Source organism: Kocuria aegyptia (assembly GCF_039530085.1).
Classification (GTDB): domain Bacteria; phylum Actinomycetota; class Actinomycetes; order Actinomycetales; family Micrococcaceae; genus Kocuria; species Kocuria aegyptia.
The window spans coordinates 16,009-33,776 of sequence record NZ_BAAAOA010000016.1 but is presented as its reverse complement, the minus strand read 5'-3'; the positions used below and the strand labels follow the sequence as shown (position 1 = coordinate 33,776).

The following is a 17,768-nucleotide window of genomic DNA, read 5'->3' as shown; positions in this document are numbered from 1 at the left end:
CCCACGCCATCGACCTGCCCCTGCTCTTCGGCCACGAGCACACCTGGGCCGGCACCGGGCTGGTCGCCGGCGCGGACTGGGAGGAGATCGACGCCCACGGCCGTCAGCTGCGCCGGCTGTGGGCCGACTTCGCCCGCGGCACCCCACTGGGCGAGAAGGGCCGGATCCCCGGCGCGCTGCGCTACCGGCGCGCCCAGGACCTGCCCCGGGTCCCGGCGACCGGGCGGATCAGCGCAGCCCAGGGCGGCGAGACTGCGGTACCACCCTCCCATGGGCTCGTGACCGCCGACTATCCCAGCGCCCCGCCCCGCCCGGACCGCGTCCCGGATCCCATAGGCGCAACCCCATGACCGCCCTGCCTCGTACCCGCCCTCCCGGGGAGGCCTTGCGCGGGGCCGACACGCCCGCCGATCGTGTCCTGGCTCGTGCGGCTGAGCACAGGGTGGTGATGCAAGCCCCCAAGACTGTGGTTGCCCAGGGCCTGATGTGCGGGGCGCGGACCTTACTGGCCCCGGCCGACGGCGCTTGGCTGGCCACTACCGGATACACCGACGGCACCATGACGGTCCGGGACCCGGCCACCGGTACCCCTACCTGTGTCCTTCCCGGTCACGCGGAGTGGGTCAGCGCGGAGGTCGGCCCGGCCGACGGCGCCTGGCTCGCCACCACCGGGTACACCGACGGCACCGTGACGGTCTGGGACCCCTCCACCGGCACCCCGACCCATACTGTCTCCGCCCATCCCCAGTGGGTCAGCGCCATGGTGACCCCGGCCGACGGTCCCTGGCTGGCCACTACCGGCAACAGCGACCACACCGTGACGCTATGGGATCCGACCACCGGGACCCCGATCCACACTTTGTCCGTCCCAGCTCATCGGGTGACTGCCATGGTCACTCCGGCCACTGGCACATGGCTGGCTGCCGGTCACGTCAACGGTGCCCTTACCGTCTGGCACCCGGACTCCGGCACCGCCATCGATGCCGCTTCCACCAGCCGAATGACCGCCATGGGCCTCCCCGACAACGGGGGTTGGCTGGCCACCGGCCACGTCAACGGCGCCCTCATCATCTGGGACCCGGCCACCGCTACCGCCACCCACACCCTCTCCACCGGGCATGTCAGCGCGATGGTTGCCCCCGGCGACGGCACCTGGTTGGCCACCAGTCACCTCGATGGCACCCTGAGAATCTGGGACCCGGCCACCGGCATCGCCACCCACACCCTCCCCGGCGACCCGTACGAGGTGACCGCCATGGCCGTCTCCCCCGACGGCACCTGGCTGGGCACCAGCCACCTCGACGGCACCGTGAGAGTCTGGGACCCCGGCACCATGAGCACCCTGGCTGCATTGACAGTGGGAACAGTGCTGTCGCAGCTGTCCATCACTGAACACGCGCTGACGGCGATAGGAGAAGGACGGCTTTTCCTGGTGCCCCTCCCCCAGCGACACCCCTGATGGCCGTCATACCGGGGCCTGCACGAAGTGGCCAGGCACACCATGGTGCAGGCCTCCCATAAACGAAGAACGGCGTTCCAAATGCTCCTCACCACGTGCTGACAGGACAGCCCATCGACCGGTGCTCCCATCCGTGGCTCCTCCATCATGTCCACCATGCGTGCGGTCTGCGCCGCCCGCTCAGGCAGATGGAACGTCTGCACACCTGGTCAATCGGAGGTCACCGGCCTAGCCTGGCAGAAGGTCCAGCAGTCGGCCACGAACCTTCCGAGGCTCAGGAGCCCTGTTGTGAAGCTGGAGCTTTCCGTTCACTTTGAAGTCACCCTGGACGAACAACAGGTCCGACTGGTGACCACCGGGCGTCTGACCGAGAGCAATCAACAGATGCTGTACCCCTCGATCCACCGCGCCTACACCTTCGCCACCGCGACTGAGGTTGTCATCGATCTGAGCGCGGTCGAGCATCTCGCAACCGCAGCGCTGGATCTGTTGTGCTGGGAGGTCGAGCACTACCAGCCGATCCATCTCACGCATCCGGTGCGATTCGTTCTGCCCGAGCCCCCACCGACCAGCGGTCGGGACTGCCGCACCGATAGATGACACCTTGACCCGGCTTGATGACCGCCAACCGGCCATATGTAAAGCGGGGAGCGGATCCTACTGAATCGCTCTGTCGGATCTTGTGTGGGGTCCTCCCGGGCCAGTATTGGCTCAGTCCGACTGATCACTGGTGGGTGGGGTGTTGCGGGTCAGCCACCGGTGCACCGTCCACCGGCCGGGCCGGGTGCGGGCCCGTTCACCGACCTGCACCAACCTGGAGCGCTCGATAGCCCCGGCCACTCGGGCCAGAGCCCAGCTGGCGGCCTCGGCCCCGGACCGCACCCGGCCCGAACGGTCCCGGGCGGCGCGGTCCAGGCGATCGCGGGAGCGGTCGAGCACGCTCAGTGGTGCCGCCGCGATCAGATTGCCCGGTGGGCGGCGCGAGACGGCCACGTGCGGGCGGGTCGGGGCGGTAGAGCGCACCAGGGCCCAGGCCCGACCGAGTCGGCGCAGCCGTCGGTCGTCGGCGCCCTCGCGCAACCGCGGCAGCAGGATGTCCTCCTCCTCGCGGATGTCCAGGCGCAGTTCGGCGGCCAGTTCGGTGATCAGTTCCCCGCGTCCGGGGTCGCCGGGGCGGGTGCGCTCCAGCTCGGCGGTGAGCTCGCTGAGCTTCTGGTGACCCTGCTCGATGTGCAGGGTCAGCTCGTCCCCGTCCCGGGAGACCGCCCGGATGGCCGGCCACACCACGGTTTCTTCCGCGTAGGCGTGGGTGAACACCAGTCGCCACAACCGGGTCAGCACCTCGTCCTGGGCATCGCCCGAGGTGGCCTCCAGGCGTTGGAGCAGGGCTTCCTGTTCTCCGTGCTCTCGGCGCATCCGCACCAGCACACTGGACGGCCCGCCCAGTTCCTCCACGGTCTGGTCTGCGATCGATGTCATAGCGGGCTCCTCGTGTGCGTGATGACGGGTGGTCAGGTGCCCGGTGACGCCGTGGAGGGATCCTCGCCCCGGCGCATCACGGGCAGGTGCTCGATCCGGTGGGTGAGACGGGCCAGGCGCGCACTCACCGGGCGCAATCCCGGAGCCCTTCGCTCCGGTCCGCGGAGGACCACGGCGTCCACGAGGTCTCGGACCCGGTCGAGCACCGACAGGGGCACGGCCGCGACCACGTTGCCCGGCGGACGCCGGGCCACCACGGGGTGGGCGCGGGTGGGCGCGGTACGCCGGATCACCTCCCACGCCAGCCCCAGTCCACGCAGCCGGGTCCGACCTAGCTTCTCCTGCAGCCGCGGGAGCAGGACGTCCTCCTCATCACGCACGTCCTCCCGCAGCACCGCGACCAACCGGGCCAGCAGTGGGCCCCGGGCGGGGTCCTCGGGCGCCATGGCTTCCAGAGCGGTGACGAGCTCGTTGACCTCCTGGTGTTCGCGCTCCACCTCCAGGGTCAGCTCATGCCCGTCGGGCAGGACCCGGCGCATCACCGGCCACAGCACGGCCTCCTCGGCGAAGGCGTGCGGGAAGACCAGCCGGTGGATCCGTAGCAGCACCTGCCCCTGGGCCGCCCCGGTGGTGCCGGCGAGGTCCTCCAGCAGGTCCTCCAGCTTGACGTGGTCCCGCCGCTGCCGGGTCAGCACGCTCAACCGCCCGCCAAGCTCGTGGACCTTCTGATCAGCGATGGATCTCATCATGACGACCTTTCGAAAAGTGCCCGTTCAGGGGGTGCCTGAACGGGACAGGCCTTGTGGTCAGCGGCCGCCCGTGCTGGGGAGTCCTCGTCCTTGAAAGCGTTCCCACTGCTGACCAGCCCTTCCATGACATAGTAAGTCTGCTGAGACAGATGTTGCCCCCGGCCTGCAGCCGATGTTCAGGGACCGGGTGCGCGAGTCGAGTGCGGAGGAGAAGAGTCCAATGGGCATCAACAGAGGCGGCAAAGGTGAGGCGCTGAGGGCGAGCTTGTGGTTCTGGCCGGCCGTGGCCGCCGCGGGGTCGCTGGTGGTGACGATGCTGCTGATGACCGTCCGACCCGAACCAGGCACCGCGTGGGCCACGGTGGTGTGGCCCGGCGGATCTGATGCGGCGAGCACGATGCTGCAGGTGGTGGCCACCTCGATCATGACCGCCACGACCCTGACTTTCTCCCTGACCGTGGTGGCCCTGCAACTGGCTTCCCAGCAGTTCTCCCCGCGGTTGTTGCGCGAGTTCGCCCGGGACCCCAAGACCCAGATCGTGCTCGCGGTGCTGATCTCCACCTTCGTGATCTCTGTGACCGGGTTGCGCGGAATGGGTTCGGAGACGCCGCTGCCGGTGCTGGTGCCGACCCTGGCACTGGTCATGGGCCTGACCTCGGCGGGCGCGCTGGTGATGTTCCTGGGTCATATCGTCCGGTCCCTGCGGGTGGATTCGATGATGGTCACCGTCCACCAGGAGGCCGCCGCGACCGTGGCCGAGGCCTACCCGGACTACGACGACCACTCCAAGGACCCGTCCCCGGAGCTTCCCGGCCCCGAGGGCGGTACCCTGCTCTACTCCTCACGCAGCGGCTTCATCCAGGCCGTCCGCCCGAGCCCCCTGGTCGAGGGATGCGCCGAGCACGGTTTGTTCTTCCGGCTCGGGATCCGCCCCGGGGACCATGTCGCCGCCGGCGCCCCGATCGGTAGCGCCTGGGCGGTCGAGGGGTCACCGGCCGCCGACGCCGAGGCGCTGGAGGCCGCGGTGGAGGAGGCGGTGGAGATGGGTTTTGAGCGCACCCTCGAACACGACGCGGCCCTGGGGCTGCGCCAGCTCACCGACATCGCTGTGAAGGCAATCTCCCCGGGGATCAACGACCCCATCACCGCCGCCCACGCGATCGGCTACTGCACCGACCTCATCGCCCGGCTGCAGCACCGCAAACTAGGACCCCAGCAGCACGTCGACGGCCAGGGCATCGTGCGGCTGGTGACCCCCGACCGCGACCACCGCTACTATCTGGACTTGGTGTGCGCCCCGGTCCGCCGCTACGGGGCCGGTGAGCCGCTGGTGCTGACCGCGCTGCTGCGGATGCTGCGGGCGTGCGCGGCCACCGCCCGCGACGACTCCCAGCGCACGGAGATCGCCCGCCAGACCGAGTTGATCCTGCAGACCATGGACCCGGGCCTGATCGACGCCGACGCCGAGGAGATCCGCGATTTCGCCCGCCGGATCGAGCTGGCCCTGGCCGGGGACCTCGACGGCGCCTTCCGGGACCGGGCCGGGGAAACCCGCTCCGTCTGACCTACCTGGTTCCTGCGGCACAGCATCTGTCCGAACGGTTTTCGGGCCGCGGCCAAGGCACAGGGCATCGCCGGCTCCTCAGCTGCCGAAGACAAAGGTCTGCCTCCTCCAAACATGCCCCGGTAGCAGACAGGCCCCGGGCCAGGGCGCTCAGGCGCCGCGCACCGTCCAGGGTCTGCCGAACACGGTGTCCACCCCCGGTGAGAACAGCACCGATTCCGGTGGTCCCTCCACCTGGAGACCGACCGCGTCCAACAACCCGTCCTCGAGGCCGACCAGAGCGGCCGGGTGCAACGGCCACGGCCGATGGGAGATCGGCAGGAACAATGTGGCCCCGGCGATCCTGTGGTGGGCCCCGAACCGGGCGGTGAGCTCCAGAGACAGCTCGTCGTCGGCCTGCTGCTGAAGGTCCGGGCGCACGGTGAAGGAGGAACCGCCGTGCCCGCGGAATCGCCGCACCTGGTAGCCGCAGACCGGATCCGGCCCTGCGGTGACGGTGGGCCGGCACCGCGACCACACATACGGCACGCCCACGGATCGGGCGGCCAGAACCACGGGCAGCCGGGAAGCGTCCAGCGACAAGAACACCACCCCGCGCGTCCCGTCCGCCCCACGGGAATACAGACGGACGTTGACCTCCGTGAAAGACCCGAGATAGGGCAACGGCATAACCGCCCCCAGGCGTGTCCCGCTCATGCGGAAGCCGATGAGGCCCACCCAGGCCGAGCCGTGAAACACATCAGACTCCACCCCGGGCGGCATGTACACGGCCGCCACCGAAGCAGGGATCCGCCAGTGCAAGATGACCGCCTCAGACCACGACTGCTCCATCACCAACGGCCCGGGCAGCGCCGGACCGGCCGGCCACGGACCGGCCTCGTCGGGATGGTACCGATGCATAGAGTCAACCTAGCAACGACAGGCGCACCCTCATCTGCATCGGTCGCCCTCTGCTGGTTGCGCAATACGGTCGCACAGGCCCGGAGGCCTCATCTATGGTCATGCCACCACTGGCGGGTACCCGGGGCTGGAGGGCGCTGAACAGACCAGTCCAGGGCAAGCTCTCTGCCCGCCCAGTGGGCCGAGAACACACCTTCTGCACCACAAGCGTTGGAAAGGAGATACCCGTGGCCACCGACTACGACGCCCCGCGCACCAACCCCGACGAGGAACCGGCCAACGAGTCGCTGGAGACGACCCGGGCCCGAGGCCAGGGCACCATCCAAGTCCCGGAGATCGACGACGCCGACACCGCCGAAGGCATCGACCTGCCCGGAGCGGACCTGTCGGGAGAAGAGCTGACCATCCAGGTCATCCCTGAAGGCGAGGACGAGTTCGTGTGCGACTCCTGCTTCCTGGTCCGCCACCGCAGCCAGCTCGCCCGCACGGAGGGCGGCCACCAGTACTGCAGCGACTGCGAAAGCTGACCGTGACCATGCTCCGCCCCTAACCCGCCATGGTCGGTGCCCCGCACCAGCCTCCGAAGGGAGTCGTGGCCGGCTCGGTGCCGCCTCAGGGCAGGGCAGCGATGATCGCGCCCACGACCTGCTCAGGGGTGTAGCGCAGGGCTTGCTGGCGCAGCCGTTCCCCGGCCCGGGCCCGGTCGGCGGGGTGGTCGAGGAACCAGCGGATCCGCTCCTCCAGTCCCTCCTCTCCCGGCGGGTAGAGGACCTCGGTGTCGTGGCCGGTGATCTCCGGGTAGCTGCCCAGATCCAGGAGGATGCAGCAGGTGCCGGTGTACATGGCCTCCAGGGTGGCGATGCCCAGGCTTTCGTGCTCGGCGGTGGAAACTTGGAGGTCCGCGGCCCACAGCGCCTCGTAGTAGGCACTCAAGCTCAAGTTGTTGCCCAGCACCACCTGCTCCGGGAAGGACGTGTGCAGATCCGCCACCGCCCGCCCTTCTGCGGTGGTGAGGTCGAATCCACGGGTGAACAGCACCTGGATGTCGTAGTCGGACAGGATCCGGGCCATCACGGCGATGAACAGCTGGGGGTTCTTGCTGGCCACCGGGGCGTGGTTGAACACGATCGCCGGTGAGTCCGGGGCCTGGGTGGGTCGACACGCGTCGATGAGTGCGGTGTTGATCGGCAGGCCCACCACGGCTGATCGCTCCATGAGGTCATCGGCCAGGCGCGGGCTGAGTGCGGAGATGTTGTGGTGCAGGGTCTCGCGCATGTACTCGGAGACCAGCAGGACCCGGTCCATGGCGATGAGGTTGGCCAGGTCCGCCATCTCCAGGCCCGGGTAGAACCGGGTGCGGACGTAGTCGGAGGGATCCCAGTGGCTGCCGTGGGTGTAACCCACGATCGGGATGTTCTTGCCCAATTCCAGAAGCAAGTGGCGGATCTGGGTGGGCCAGGTGCGGAAGGAGTGGAAGACGAACACCACATCCGGATCGGTCGCGACCAGGGTGTCCAGGGTGGCCCTGTAACCAGCCAGGGCCCAGGACAGGGACCGCAGCTCCGGCGCCAGGTCGGCCACCGAGGGAACCGCCGGGGAGGACACCTCGAACCCACGCCCGGCCAGGCCCGAGCGGATCGCCTGGGAGGCGGTGATGCCGTAGCCGCTGGCGTCGCTGGCCACCTTCTCCGCCGGGTCCCCGGTGGTGTAGCTGTCCAGATACAGGATGCTCCGTGACTCCGCCTGCATATCCGCGCCCCCTTCCCCGGTGACCCGATGGTAGCGCCGAGTCGACCCCCACAGGTTTGGTGCCGCTGTCACACATTCTCGAAGATCCGTACACGAATCTTCGGTGGTGGCCGCAGGGGCAGGCTCAGCGCCCACGATGCAACAACAGCCGATACCACGCCTGAATGCCCACAGGGACGGTGGCAACAGCCGGCAGCCTCCGCCGATGGGCGTCCCTGCTCATGACCAGGGAATGCTGCCCCCGCGTCCTAGAAACGGCATATAGTCAGTACGCATACCAACCCCCTTGAGGATCCGGGGGCTGTCCGGCGCCTCAAGCAACGGGGCAAACCGGAGCGGACGAACACGGGAGCACGACGATGTGCGGTATTGCCGGGGAGATCGCGTTCCGAGGATCGCGGGCAGATCTGGAATCGGTGCGCAAGATGACCGAGGCCATGGCGGAACGGGGTCCGGACGGCCAGGGCACCTGGCACGGCGGGTGGGCGGGGTTGGGGCATCGGCGGTTGAAGGTCATCGACCTCACCGAGGCCGCAGCGCAACCGATGGTGGAGGACCGTTTCGGGCTGGCTGTGGTGTTCAACGGCTGCATCTACAACCACCACGAGCTGCGCGCCGAACTGGCCGAGGGCTACCCGTTCCGGTCCGCCTCGGACACCGAGGTGATCCTGGCCGCCTACGACCGGTGGGGTGAGGACTTCGTGGAGCATCTGGTGGGGATGTTCGTGATCGCCCTCGTGGATCAGCGCCGGCAATGTGTGGTCCTGGCCCGGGACCGGTTGGGGGTCAAGCCGCTGTACCTGGCGCAGGTGGGTGGGCGCCTGCGCTTCGCCTCCACTCTGCCCGCCCTGGTGGCGGCCGGTGGGGTGGACACCTCGATCAACGAGGTGGGTCTGCACCACTATCTGAGCTGGCATTCCATCGTCCCGGCCCCGGCCACGATCCTGGCCGGGGTCACGAAGCTGCCCCCCGCGACCGTGCGGGTGGTCGACATCGCAGGCCGCACCCGCGACCGGGTGTACTGGCAACCGGACTACACCCGCCGCCCCGAGCACGCCGGGTGGGACGCCCAGCAGTGGCGGGACGCTGTCCACGGGGCCCTGCGCACGGCGGTTCAGCGCCGCCTGGTGGCCGATGTGCCGGTGGGGGTGCTGCTGTCGGGGGGCCTGGACTCCAGCCTGATCGTGGCTCTGCTCACCGAGGCCGGTCAGCAGGGGCTGTCCACCTTCAGCATCGGCTTCGACGACGCCGGCGATCGCGCCGGCGACGAGTTCGCCTACTCGGACCTGGTCGCCGAGGTCTTCGGCACCGACCACCACCGCCTGCACATCGGCGCCATCGACCTGCCCCAGGCGGTGGAGGACACGGTGGCGGTGATGACCGAGCCGATGACCAGCCACGACGTCACTGCCTTCTACCTGCTCTCCCAGGCGGTGGCCGAGCACGTGAAGGTCGTGCAGTCCGGCCAGGGCGCCGATGAGGTGTTCGCCGGCTACGCCTACCACCACTCCGCCGCGACCGCGCCCCGGGAGGCGGCCCTGGACACCTTCGCGGGTGCGTTCGTGGATCATGACCAGGCACAGCTACTGGCGATCTTGGAGCCGGAGTGGCTGCATCCGTCAGATCCGAGCCGGGCCCGGCTGGCTGATCACCTTGTTGCCCCGGGGGCGGCCACCGCCCTGGACGCGGTGCTGCGCTTGGACACCCACCTGCTGATGGCCGATGACCCGGTGAAGCGGGTGGACAACATGACTATGGCCGCCGGTCTGGAGGCCCGCGTGCCGTTTTTGGACCAGGACCTGGTGGAACTGGCCGCGGCGTGTCCGCCGGAGTTGAAGACCGCCCAGTCCGGCAAGGGGATCCTGAAGGACCTGGGGCGTCGGCTCCTGCCCGCGGAGGTGGTGGACCGGCCCAAGGGGTACTTCCCTGTCCCGGCCCTCGTCCACCTTCAAGAGCCGATCCTGGCCATGGTGCGCGAGGCGCTCTACGCCCCGGAGGCCAAGGACCGCGGACTGTTCCGCACCGATCTGCTGGAGGACCTGTTGGCCGAGCCCAACGCCCGGCATGCCCCGACCGGGCCCAACGTGCTGTGGCAGCTGGGGCTGCTGGAGATGTGGCTGCAGCGCCACGGAGTGGGGTGAACCCAGGAGCCGTGACAGACATCGACGACAACAGGAAGGACCGGGACGTGCGCACATTCGGTGTGGAAGAGGAGTTGCTGCTGGTCGACAGCTCGACCCTGGAGCCGTTGCCGGCCGGGGAATGGGCGGTGGGCCTGCTGGAGGACGCCCCCGTGTCCGGGCACGAGCTGACCACGGAGCTGCAGCAGGAACAGCTCGAGGTCATCTCCCCGCCCCAGACGACCCTGGCCGGGCAACTCGAGACGATCCGCACCGGCCGGGCCCTGGCCGAGGCCGCCGCCACCCGCGTAGGCGGGCGCGTGGTCGCCCTGCCCACCGCCCCGGGCATGGTCACTCCGCACTTGTACCCCGCCCCGCGGTGCCGCAGGATCAAGGAGCAGTTCGGGCTCACCGCCGCCGAGCAGCTCACCAATGGATTCCACATCCATGTCGGCATCGGTTCGCGGGAGGAGGGCGTGGGCGTGCTGGACCGCATCCGCACCTGGCTGCCCGTGATCCTGGCGCTCAGCGCCAACTCCCCGTTCTGGCACGGCAGTGACACGGGCTACGCCTCCTACCGCTACCAGGCGTGGTCCCGGTGGCCCAGCGCCGGGCCCACCGACGTGTTCGGCTCGGTCGCCGCCTACGACCGGCACCGAACGGCCCTGCTGCGCACCCAGGTACCGCTGGATGCAGCAATGCTCTACCACGACGCCCGCTTGTGCGAGGACCACCCGACCCTCGAAGTGCGCATCGCCGATGTGTGCCTGGACCCTGCCCACGCCGCCGTCCTGGCGGCCTTGGTCCGTGCGCTGGTCGAAACCGCCGCGAGACAGTGGCGGACCGAAGCCCCGGATGTGCCCGCGTCGCTGCTGCGGACCTGGTCCTGGCAGGCCAGCCGCACCGGGGTCGAGGGCCGGCTGATCGACCCGGCCACCGGCACCCCGGCCCCGGCCGGGGACGTCGTGGCCCGCCTGCTGGAGGTCCTGCGCCCGGTCCTGGCCGAGTACGGGGAGGAGCAGCAGGTGGAGGACGTGGTCGCCGACATCCTGCGTCACGGCTCCGGAGCCCACCTCCAGCGGCACGCCTATGCAGACCGGCACGACCTGCGCGACGTCGTGGTCACCGCCCTCGCAGCCACCCACCGCGCCCCGCTCCGGCGGTCGGCGAGCACCGGAACGGCAAAGTCGTCGGTGAGCACGACGCGAGAGACGGGCGAAGGGACACCGATAGACACATCGAAGGCCGTCTAGGCGTACCGGGGCGGCTAGGCCCGCCGGTTGAGCCGGGCCAACAGCGCCTCGAACAGCACCCCCCGACCCGACGCAGGTCCTCGAGGTCCAGGGACTCCTCGACACCGTGGGCGCAGGTGTCGGAACCCCAGGCGCCGGTGACCAGGATTCGCGCGGCCGGGAACAGCTGCGCCAGTGTCAGTTCCCGAAGTCGGCTACACATTCGTGGATCAGTGTTCGATAGCCGGCCATATGTAAACCAGGGAGGGCAGAACTTTCCCTGTACCCGATGCCCACGGGCCGACCAGCGACTGCAGGGTTACACCTCCGGACCTTGCCGCGCCTCCGGAAGGTAGCCGGTCGTTTTAGGTCGGTTCTATTCGATGATTTCGGCGCTGGTGGCTCTGATGTACGGCTCTCCGTCGTACGCGTCGAATTCCTCGACCGGATCGATCCCGAGCTCCTCTACCACGGTGACATCGAAGTCATCGTGCACGGTGCCTATGACGCGGACGACCTGCTCCTCCTCGACGGGAGGAAGCTGTTCCTGCTCCTCGACGATGAGCAACGGGTCCCCGGGGCCTCCGATCTCGAAAGTGTCCGAAGTCAGGCTTCTGCTCACCTCCGCGGACAGGGTGACCTGCTCTCCCACATAGGTGGTGACCTCGTCCTGGAACTGCTGGTTGTAATCCCCCTCGTAGGCCATCTCGCCAGCCCCTGCCGAGGCCTGCGCGGGGCTTTCGGCGATTTCGCCGTCGGTGACGTCTTCGACATCCGTGCCGGTTTCCGGACCTTCAGTGCCGCAACCGGCCAAGCTCAGACCGGCGGCGACCAGGACAGTGGCCAAGGGCCGGGTGATCCGCTGAGCTGATGTGCTCATGGGAGGTCTCCTCTGCGTTGACCCTCGACGTTGTGGTTGTCGACGTGGGCGCGATCCGACTTGTATTGCTCGACCCTAAGAAGTGGTTTCAATAGTTTCTCCGGGGCAGTCGCCGGGCGCAGATGACGGTGATCGCCAAGGTGGCCACAGCAGTGATGGTGTCCGCGCTGCGGTCGTAGCGGGTGGCCAGGCGGCGGAAGGCCAGCAACCAGGCGATGGTGCGTTCCACCACCCAGCGGTGCCGGCCCAGGCGTTCGCTGGAGTCCACCCCAATCCGCGCAATACGGGCGATGATGCCCCGCTTGCGCAGATAGCGGCGAACTCTCTTGTTGTCGTAGGCCTTGTCCGCGTGCAGCTTGACGGGCCGGCGTCGTGGCCGACCGCGGCCTCGGCCCTTGACCGGGGCCAGCCCGTCCAGGATCGGCTCCACGAGCATGGAGTCGTGCCGATTGGCGCCGGTGATCGCGACCGTCAGGGGCAGCCCGTCGGCGGTGACCAGCAGGTGGTACTTGGTGCCGAGTTTGCCGCGGTCGGTGGGGTTGGGTCGGGTCAGCTCGTCCCCCTTTTGGCCCGGACGCTCACCGAGTCCAGGCACGCCCGGGACCAGTCGAGCGCCCCGTCCTGACCGAGCTGGTCGAGCACGGAGTGGTGGAGCTTCTCCCACACCCCGGCCTGTTGCCAGGTCCGTAGCCGGCGCCAGCAGGTGATCCCTGAGCCGTAGCCCAGCTCCACGGGCAGCTTCTTCCACGCGATGCCGTGCTCGGCCACGAACAGGATGCCCTCCAGCGCGGCCCTGTCATCGACCCGCGGTCGCCCCGTCCGCCCGTTCTTGGCCGGTGGAGGCGGCGGAATCAGCGGTTCCAGCAGCTCCCACAACCGGTCGCTGAGCAGTCGCCCGGACGCTGTCTGACTCGCCATGGCAGCCATGATCACCAACCGGGCAGGCAGCGCTCAATGCTTCGGCCATAACTATTGAAACCACTTCTGAGTCCCCCAGGGCGGCGGTGTGTAGGGCAGTAGGCAGCACGGGCGGCGGGGCCTGCTCCTCGGCCAGGGCCTGGTCGAGGAGCCTGGCCGCCTCCCGGTGGGTGCGCTCGTTGATTTTCGTGCAGAACGCCGTGCAGGCGACCTCAAGCTCGGCGAAGGAGCCGTAGGAGGCGCGCGGGTTCGTCCCGGTAGGCACCAGGTCGGCCCTGGCGATGCCCTGTGTGTCAGGGTGATGGGTCAGCGCAGGAATCCGCCCAGCACCACCCCGTGCGGCGGCCCCGAAGCTTCGTGCTTCTGCTCAGCCTTGCATGGCCGTGATGATGGTCAGCAGGCCGGCGTAGAGGACCAGGCCGACGCAGAACCATCCGAAACTGGAATCGCGGTCTGCGGGGATCTCTTCTTTGAACACATTGAGCAGGATGGACCCGCCCAGCAGCGCTGTCAGCAATGAGACCAGCAAAGTACTGGTCGGGGCGGCGATCGCGCCCAGAACCCATCCGGTGAGCAGAGCAGCCGCCAGCAGAACCCGGCCCGTGGCCCGGAACCGGTGTGGGTAGTGCTCTTCCAGTCCGCGGTCGGTGAGGATGAAGTGCAGGCCCATGGCCACGGTGAACAGCACCGCGAACAGCAATCCCGTGCGCACGCGCAGGGCCATAGTGTAGGTGATCAGCCCGTTGTAGATCAGAAAAGAGCCCAGGTGCAGCCAGTACACCCCCGGGGATTCCCCGCTTCCGCGGCGGTTCGGCCCCTGGCGGCGGGCGAGCCGTTCCAGGCCGTAGAACACGGTGAACCCCGCCAAGGCGACCAGGAAAATGCCTAGTTCCAGTAATGGGGTGGGATCCAGCACGTCGGAGAGGGCTTCGCCCACCGCTTCGTTGCCTTCGGCGATTTCGGGCAGTAGGTGCAAGAACACGTAGGCGACGGCCAGTCCGCCGGCGAAGGACGCGGTGTAGCGCTCGGGCACCAAGGGAAGTTTGCGGATGTGCGGGGCGCCCAGGTGCAGGGCGGCCAGCACCACCCCCAGTCCCAGGGCGATCCACAGGCTTTGGGTCGTGCTGATCTGCAGGTCCATGTCGGGTCCTCCGTCTCCTCGCCGGTGATGCGTCACGGTGGGCGACCCCGAGGTGTCAACCCTCGCCGAACCACAGACCAATGGTCTCCTTGCCTGTTGCCGGCAGGGTCCGAACGATCAACTTGCCGGCGAGCCTAGGCAAACCACGGGGACAGGGCCGGGATGCACCGCCACGGGCCCGGGATCGCTGCAACTGGGGCGGTGAGAGGTGCCTGTGTCTCGGCGCGGCATCATGGCCGCTTGGGGTCAATCCTCGGAGGTGTCGCCGAGTTGGCGGCGCTGGTGCTCGCGCCGGCTGTAGGTGGCCTCGCGGATGGCCTCGTCGCTGTCGAAGTTCGAGCCCAGCGCCCCGGCCAGGGTGCCCAGTGAGGCGGCCAGCCAGGACAGGTGCACGTAGTCCAGCAGGGTCACCGGGTGGCCCAGCTGGGACTGGAGGTAACCGGCCTCGATCACCGCCAGGCCCACCAGGAACAGCACCGACCACAGCAACGCGTACATCATGGCCACGCTCAACCACACGGTGATCACCGTGGAGGCGTTGTCCCACCGGGCCCGCCAGGTGATCTCGGCGTCCCGGGGCCGGTTCCAGAGATTGTTGTGGAAGATCAGCCATCCGCTCAGCGCCGCGGTGACCACCACGCTGATCATGGCCAGCCGGAGCGGGGACAGGGCGTCGGACATGTTCCAGATGGAGGCGTAGAAGATGCCGAAGGCGCCGGTGGCGGCCGCGGCGGCCACACAGCTGGCCAGGGCCGGCAGCAGCCGACCGGGGCGGTTGCTCAGCACCATGCCGGCCAGCAACCGTACCCGGTTCATCCGCCCGGGCAGCACGATGTAGGAGGCGTCCCCGCTCCCCGCCGGTGACGTCCGGCGCACCGCGGTCCGGCCCAGGGCTTGGTGCATCGCCGCCGGTGAGGGGTAGTCCTCGGTGCCGGTCCGGATGGAGCCGACCAGGGTGGCCAGCAGCTTGCGGGCCTTGCCCGAGAAGTGATCGGCCCCCAGGGCCGGCAGCGAGATCAGCGCCGCCGCGGCCTCAGCACTGACCTCGCACAGCATCGGGTCCCCGCCGTGGGCCCGGGGCAGGTCTGTCAGGTACACGACGTAGTCCCAGCCGTGCTCCTCGCGCAATCGACCGGCATGATCCAGCAGGGGAATGTCGCCTTCGGCCGTCAGGGGCAGGGTCTCGCGGCTGACCTCCACCACCCACCGGGTGCCCACCCCGGGCTCGGCCTGATCCGTCAAGTCCTGGAACAATCCGTCGGTGAGCGATCGGGCCACTTTCTCCGGCAAGCCCGGGTCGGCCAGCACCCCCACAGTCAGCGTCTGCACGTCTCACTCCTCCATCACCCGAGACGCGGGGCGCCTCTGTGGGGGCCCCGGCCAACGGACTGTTCCGGGCCATCAACGGGGCCCTCGTTCAGGCCGAGGACCGCACCTGGGGTGATTTTGGCATCCTGGTGGCCGACCCGGCCATGACCGTCCGCCTGGGCCAGCAGCAACGGCTCAAGTCCCGTGGGGTGCGCACCGGCACCTCCGAGCAGGCAGCGCGGGCCCGATCTTTCCACGGGGTGATGATCGCCTACTGCCGCGACCATCCGATGCTCACCACCGCCGAGGCCCTTCAGCCCAGGCCCTGACCCATCCGTCGATCACCACTGCCGCAGCCGCCCCGTGGCCACCGCACCAGTGGCCCCAGGCCGACCGACCCGGCAGGGGTTGCCGGGCCTCAGCCGCCCAGGCCGGCCTGGTGATTGGTCCCGACCTGGTCGACCTTGCGGTGGAAGCGCATCCCGGCCTTCCCGCCCAGCACCGCACCGATCAGCGGAACCAGGACGGCGATGATCAGCGCGATGATCCCCCCAGTCGTCAGGGCGCCTTCCCCGACCGGGATCCGGGGGAAGCCGTTGAGCTGGGACAGGACGTTGAACTGGGATCCCGCCACGGCACCGAACACGGCCAGGACGATGGCGATCAGGATCGCCCACAGCCACACCGCGATGCCCTGCTTGGCCCCGTCGAAGCGGGCCATGCGTCCGGCCACATAGCCGCCGCAGAAGTAAGCGATGAGCAGGATCACGGCCAACACGATCCCGCTGACGATCCCTACCGTGGTCGCGTCCTGAGTGGCTTGCTGGGCGACCTGCGCTGGATCGGTGTTGGTGGCCGCCCCTACCCCGGCCCCGATGGCCGAGGCCAGGGCCGTGAGCAGTACCGCCATCCCGGTGGCAGTGAGCCAGCCGAAGAACGCCGAACCGAACTTCATGCCCCCGTATTCGTCTTTCTCCGCGGCGACGACATCGTTGCGTCGCCCTTTCGGCGTGGTGGCTCCGGAGTGGTGCTGGGCAGTCATGACGTTCTCCTTACGCTTGTGTGACCGGATCCACCGGGCCTGATGATTTAGAGCCCGACGGTGATGGTCTGAGCCAAACCGGCCGAGCACAGCACCAACACCTCGGTGCTTTCTGCCCGGCCGGGGAGGTTCTACTGGGTCGTCAGCACGCTCCACCGTCATCGCGTCCATGCCCCTCGGTGTTGGTGAGGGCATTCCTGTCCCCTTTGGCGGGACTGTCGGGGAAGAGTTCTGTGCCAGTGACACCTTGGGGTGAGGCGGTGGTGCGCTGGTTCATTCCTGCTCGAGGATCTCCCCGCTGGTGGCCATGATGTACGGCTCACCTTCGTAGTCGGTGAACAGCTCGTCGTCCAGATCGACTCCCAGTGAGTCCTCCACAGTGGTGACAGTGAAGTTATCCTGCACGGTGCCGGTGACCTGCACGACTTGCCCCTCGTCCACAGCGGGGATCTCTCCGTCCTCGATGATCAGCAACGGGTCTACGGCACCTGCGATCGCGAAGGTGTCCGGGGAGAGGATTTCGCTGACCTCCGCGGAGACGGTGACCTGCTGGCCTACATAGGTGGTGGCTTCGTCGTAGAACTCCTGGTTGTAGTCACCTTCGTAGACCATCGATGCGGCGCCGTCCGTGGCACCGTCTGTGGCGCCATCGGTGGCGGGGGCGGAGCTCTCGACGACCTCACCGTCAGTGATGTCCTCGACATCGGTGCCGGCTTCCGGGCCTTCAGTGCCGCAACCGGCCAGCCCCAGGCCTGCGGCGGCGACCAGGGCAGCTGCGGTCTTGCGGGTGGTGTAGCGCTTCTGGGTTTTCATGGTGTGCTCCCTGGAGCTGGTAGGTGGCGCCCGGCTCCCGCTGCTCAGCGGCCCGAGTGCCCATACCTCTACCGTGAAACTGGATTCCCGGCACCACAAGGGAAAACATTGGACTCTGCGGACCTTCCCCGGCCGCAGTAGCGCAATACCAGGGAAGCTTAGGGGCGGGACGTCACCAGCTACAGGCTCTCGCACCGGAAGCTGTGACGCACCTGTAATCGACCGCCCTCCCGAGGACCGCCACCATGCAACGGATCCAGGGGACCACCGCCAGGCGCGGAATAAGGGTGCAGTGCCGCAATGCCCGCCTGGAGTCCCCGACCGGCGTAGCATGGCGTCTCTTCCGGGGAAGAGACGAGATGTCGTGGGGCAGGAGACCACGCCTGCACTGAGATCGTTCCCGGCAAGGTCGGC

The 17,768-nt window shown here is 68.6% G+C and carries 17 protein-coding genes and 1 pseudogene; 8 read left to right on the top strand and 10 right to left on the bottom strand.

Features of this window, described 5'->3' with window-relative positions; genetic code table 11:
- The 3 genes and pseudogenes from ABD220_RS07820 to ABD220_RS07810 all read left to right on the top strand — a co-directional run.
- Positions 1-350, top strand: a pseudogene (locus ABD220_RS07820) (hypothetical protein); the annotation flags it as partial.
- Positions 347-1,459 (top strand): WD40 repeat domain-containing protein, encoded by a 1,113-nt coding sequence (locus tag ABD220_RS07815; protein WP_344121357.1) that lies wholly within the window; start codon positions 347-349, stop codon positions 1,457-1,459. The pseudogene ABD220_RS07820 and the gene ABD220_RS07815, both read left to right, overlap by 4 nt.
- 288 nt (positions 1,460-1,747) lie before the next feature.
- Positions 1,748-2,059 carry a hypothetical protein gene (locus ABD220_RS07810; protein ID WP_344121356.1) on the top strand — a complete coding sequence of 104 codons (312 nt, stop codon included), beginning with the start codon at positions 1,748-1,750 and terminating at the stop codon, positions 2,057-2,059.
- 111 nt (positions 2,060-2,170) lie between these two features.
- Here ABD220_RS07810 and ABD220_RS07805 read toward each other — a convergent pair whose 3' ends face one another.
- Positions 2,171-2,938 carry a hemerythrin domain-containing protein gene (locus tag ABD220_RS07805; protein ID WP_344121355.1) on the bottom strand — a complete coding sequence of 256 codons (768 nt, stop codon included), beginning with the start codon at positions 2,936-2,938 and terminating at the stop codon, positions 2,171-2,173.
- Between the two features lie 32 nt (positions 2,939-2,970).
- Positions 2,971-3,687 (bottom strand): hemerythrin domain-containing protein, encoded by a 717-nt coding sequence (locus tag ABD220_RS07800; RefSeq protein ID WP_344121354.1) that lies wholly within the window; start codon positions 3,685-3,687, stop codon positions 2,971-2,973.
- Between the two features lie 220 nt (positions 3,688-3,907).
- Between ABD220_RS07800 and ABD220_RS07795 the strand changes: the two genes are divergently transcribed.
- Complete coding sequence (locus ABD220_RS07795; protein WP_344121353.1) at positions 3,908-5,251, top strand: DUF2254 domain-containing protein; 1,344 nt, start codon at positions 3,908-3,910, stop codon at positions 5,249-5,251.
- Between the two features lie 150 nt (positions 5,252-5,401).
- Here the strand turns inward: ABD220_RS07795 and ABD220_RS07790 are convergent, their stop codons facing one another.
- Positions 5,402-6,151 carry a YqjF family protein gene (locus ABD220_RS07790; RefSeq protein WP_344121351.1) on the bottom strand — a complete coding sequence of 250 codons (750 nt, stop codon included), beginning with the start codon at positions 6,149-6,151 and terminating at the stop codon, positions 5,402-5,404.
- A 227-nt stretch (positions 6,152-6,378) separates the two neighbouring features.
- Here ABD220_RS07790 and ABD220_RS07785 point away from each other — a divergent pair, with 227 nt between their 5' ends.
- Positions 6,379-6,678 (top strand): DUF4193 domain-containing protein, encoded by a 300-nt coding sequence (locus tag ABD220_RS07785; RefSeq protein WP_344121350.1) that lies wholly within the window; start codon positions 6,379-6,381, stop codon positions 6,676-6,678.
- Positions 6,679-6,763: 85 nt separating this feature from the next.
- Here ABD220_RS07785 and ABD220_RS07780 read toward each other — a convergent pair whose 3' ends face one another.
- Positions 6,764-7,900 (bottom strand): glycosyltransferase family 4 protein, encoded by a 1,137-nt coding sequence (locus ABD220_RS07780; protein ID WP_344121349.1) that lies wholly within the window; start codon positions 7,898-7,900, stop codon positions 6,764-6,766.
- Positions 7,901-8,259: 359 nt separating this feature from the next.
- On the opposite strand from ABD220_RS07780, the gene ABD220_RS07775 reads away from it, so the two are divergent.
- Both ABD220_RS07775 and ABD220_RS07770 read left to right on the top strand, forming a co-directional pair.
- Complete coding sequence (locus ABD220_RS07775) at positions 8,260-10,041, top strand: N-acetylglutaminylglutamine amidotransferase (RefSeq protein ID WP_344121347.1); 1,782 nt, start codon at positions 8,260-8,262, stop codon at positions 10,039-10,041.
- A 47-nt stretch (positions 10,042-10,088) separates the two neighbouring features.
- Positions 10,089-11,273 carry a glutamate--cysteine ligase gene (locus ABD220_RS07770; RefSeq protein WP_344121345.1) on the top strand — a complete coding sequence of 395 codons (1,185 nt, stop codon included), beginning with the start codon at positions 10,089-10,091 and terminating at the stop codon, positions 11,271-11,273.
- A 355-nt stretch (positions 11,274-11,628) separates the two neighbouring features.
- Here the strand turns inward: ABD220_RS07770 and ABD220_RS07765 are convergent, their stop codons facing one another.
- The 4 genes from ABD220_RS07765 to ABD220_RS07750 all read right to left on the bottom strand — a co-directional run bounded on the left by ABD220_RS07765 (position 11,629) and on the right by ABD220_RS07750 (position 15,520).
- On the bottom strand, positions 11,629-12,132 hold the full coding sequence (locus tag ABD220_RS07765; RefSeq protein ID WP_344121344.1) for a hypothetical protein: 504 nt from the start codon (positions 12,130-12,132) through the stop codon (positions 11,629-11,631).
- 88 nt (positions 12,133-12,220) lie between these two features.
- Positions 12,221-13,050, bottom strand: a protein-coding gene (locus ABD220_RS07760; protein WP_344121343.1) for an IS5 family transposase whose coding sequence is annotated in 2 segments (ribosomal slippage) — positions 12,221-12,690 and positions 12,690-13,050 — 831 coding nt in all. Because the reading frame shifts where the segments join, the coding sequence is not laid out codon by codon here.
- Positions 13,051-13,417: 367 nt separating this feature from the next.
- Positions 13,418-14,191, bottom strand: coding sequence for a hypothetical protein (locus ABD220_RS07755; RefSeq protein WP_344121341.1), 774 nt, complete (start codon positions 14,189-14,191; stop codon positions 13,418-13,420).
- Between the two features lie 246 nt (positions 14,192-14,437).
- Positions 14,438-15,520, bottom strand: a complete 1,083-nt coding sequence (locus ABD220_RS07750) for a hypothetical protein (RefSeq protein ID WP_344121339.1) — start codon at positions 15,518-15,520, stop codon at positions 14,438-14,440.
- 38 nt (positions 15,521-15,558) lie between these two features.
- Here ABD220_RS07750 and ABD220_RS07745 point away from each other — a divergent pair, with 38 nt between their 5' ends.
- Complete coding sequence (locus ABD220_RS07745) at positions 15,559-15,828, top strand: hypothetical protein (RefSeq protein WP_344121337.1); 270 nt, start codon at positions 15,559-15,561, stop codon at positions 15,826-15,828.
- 89 nt (positions 15,829-15,917) lie between these two features.
- Here ABD220_RS07745 and ABD220_RS07740 read toward each other — a convergent pair whose 3' ends face one another.
- Entirely contained in the window at positions 15,918-16,541 is a 624-nt protein-coding gene (locus ABD220_RS07740; RefSeq protein ID WP_344121335.1) for a hypothetical protein, read from the bottom strand.
- Positions 16,542-16,814: 273 nt separating this feature from the next.
- The gene (locus ABD220_RS07735; RefSeq protein ID WP_344121333.1) at positions 16,815-17,354 is read right to left on the bottom strand and encodes a hypothetical protein; all 540 of its coding nucleotides are present in this window, start codon (positions 17,352-17,354) and stop codon (positions 16,815-16,817) included.
- Positions 17,355-17,768: the final 414 nt, after the last annotated feature.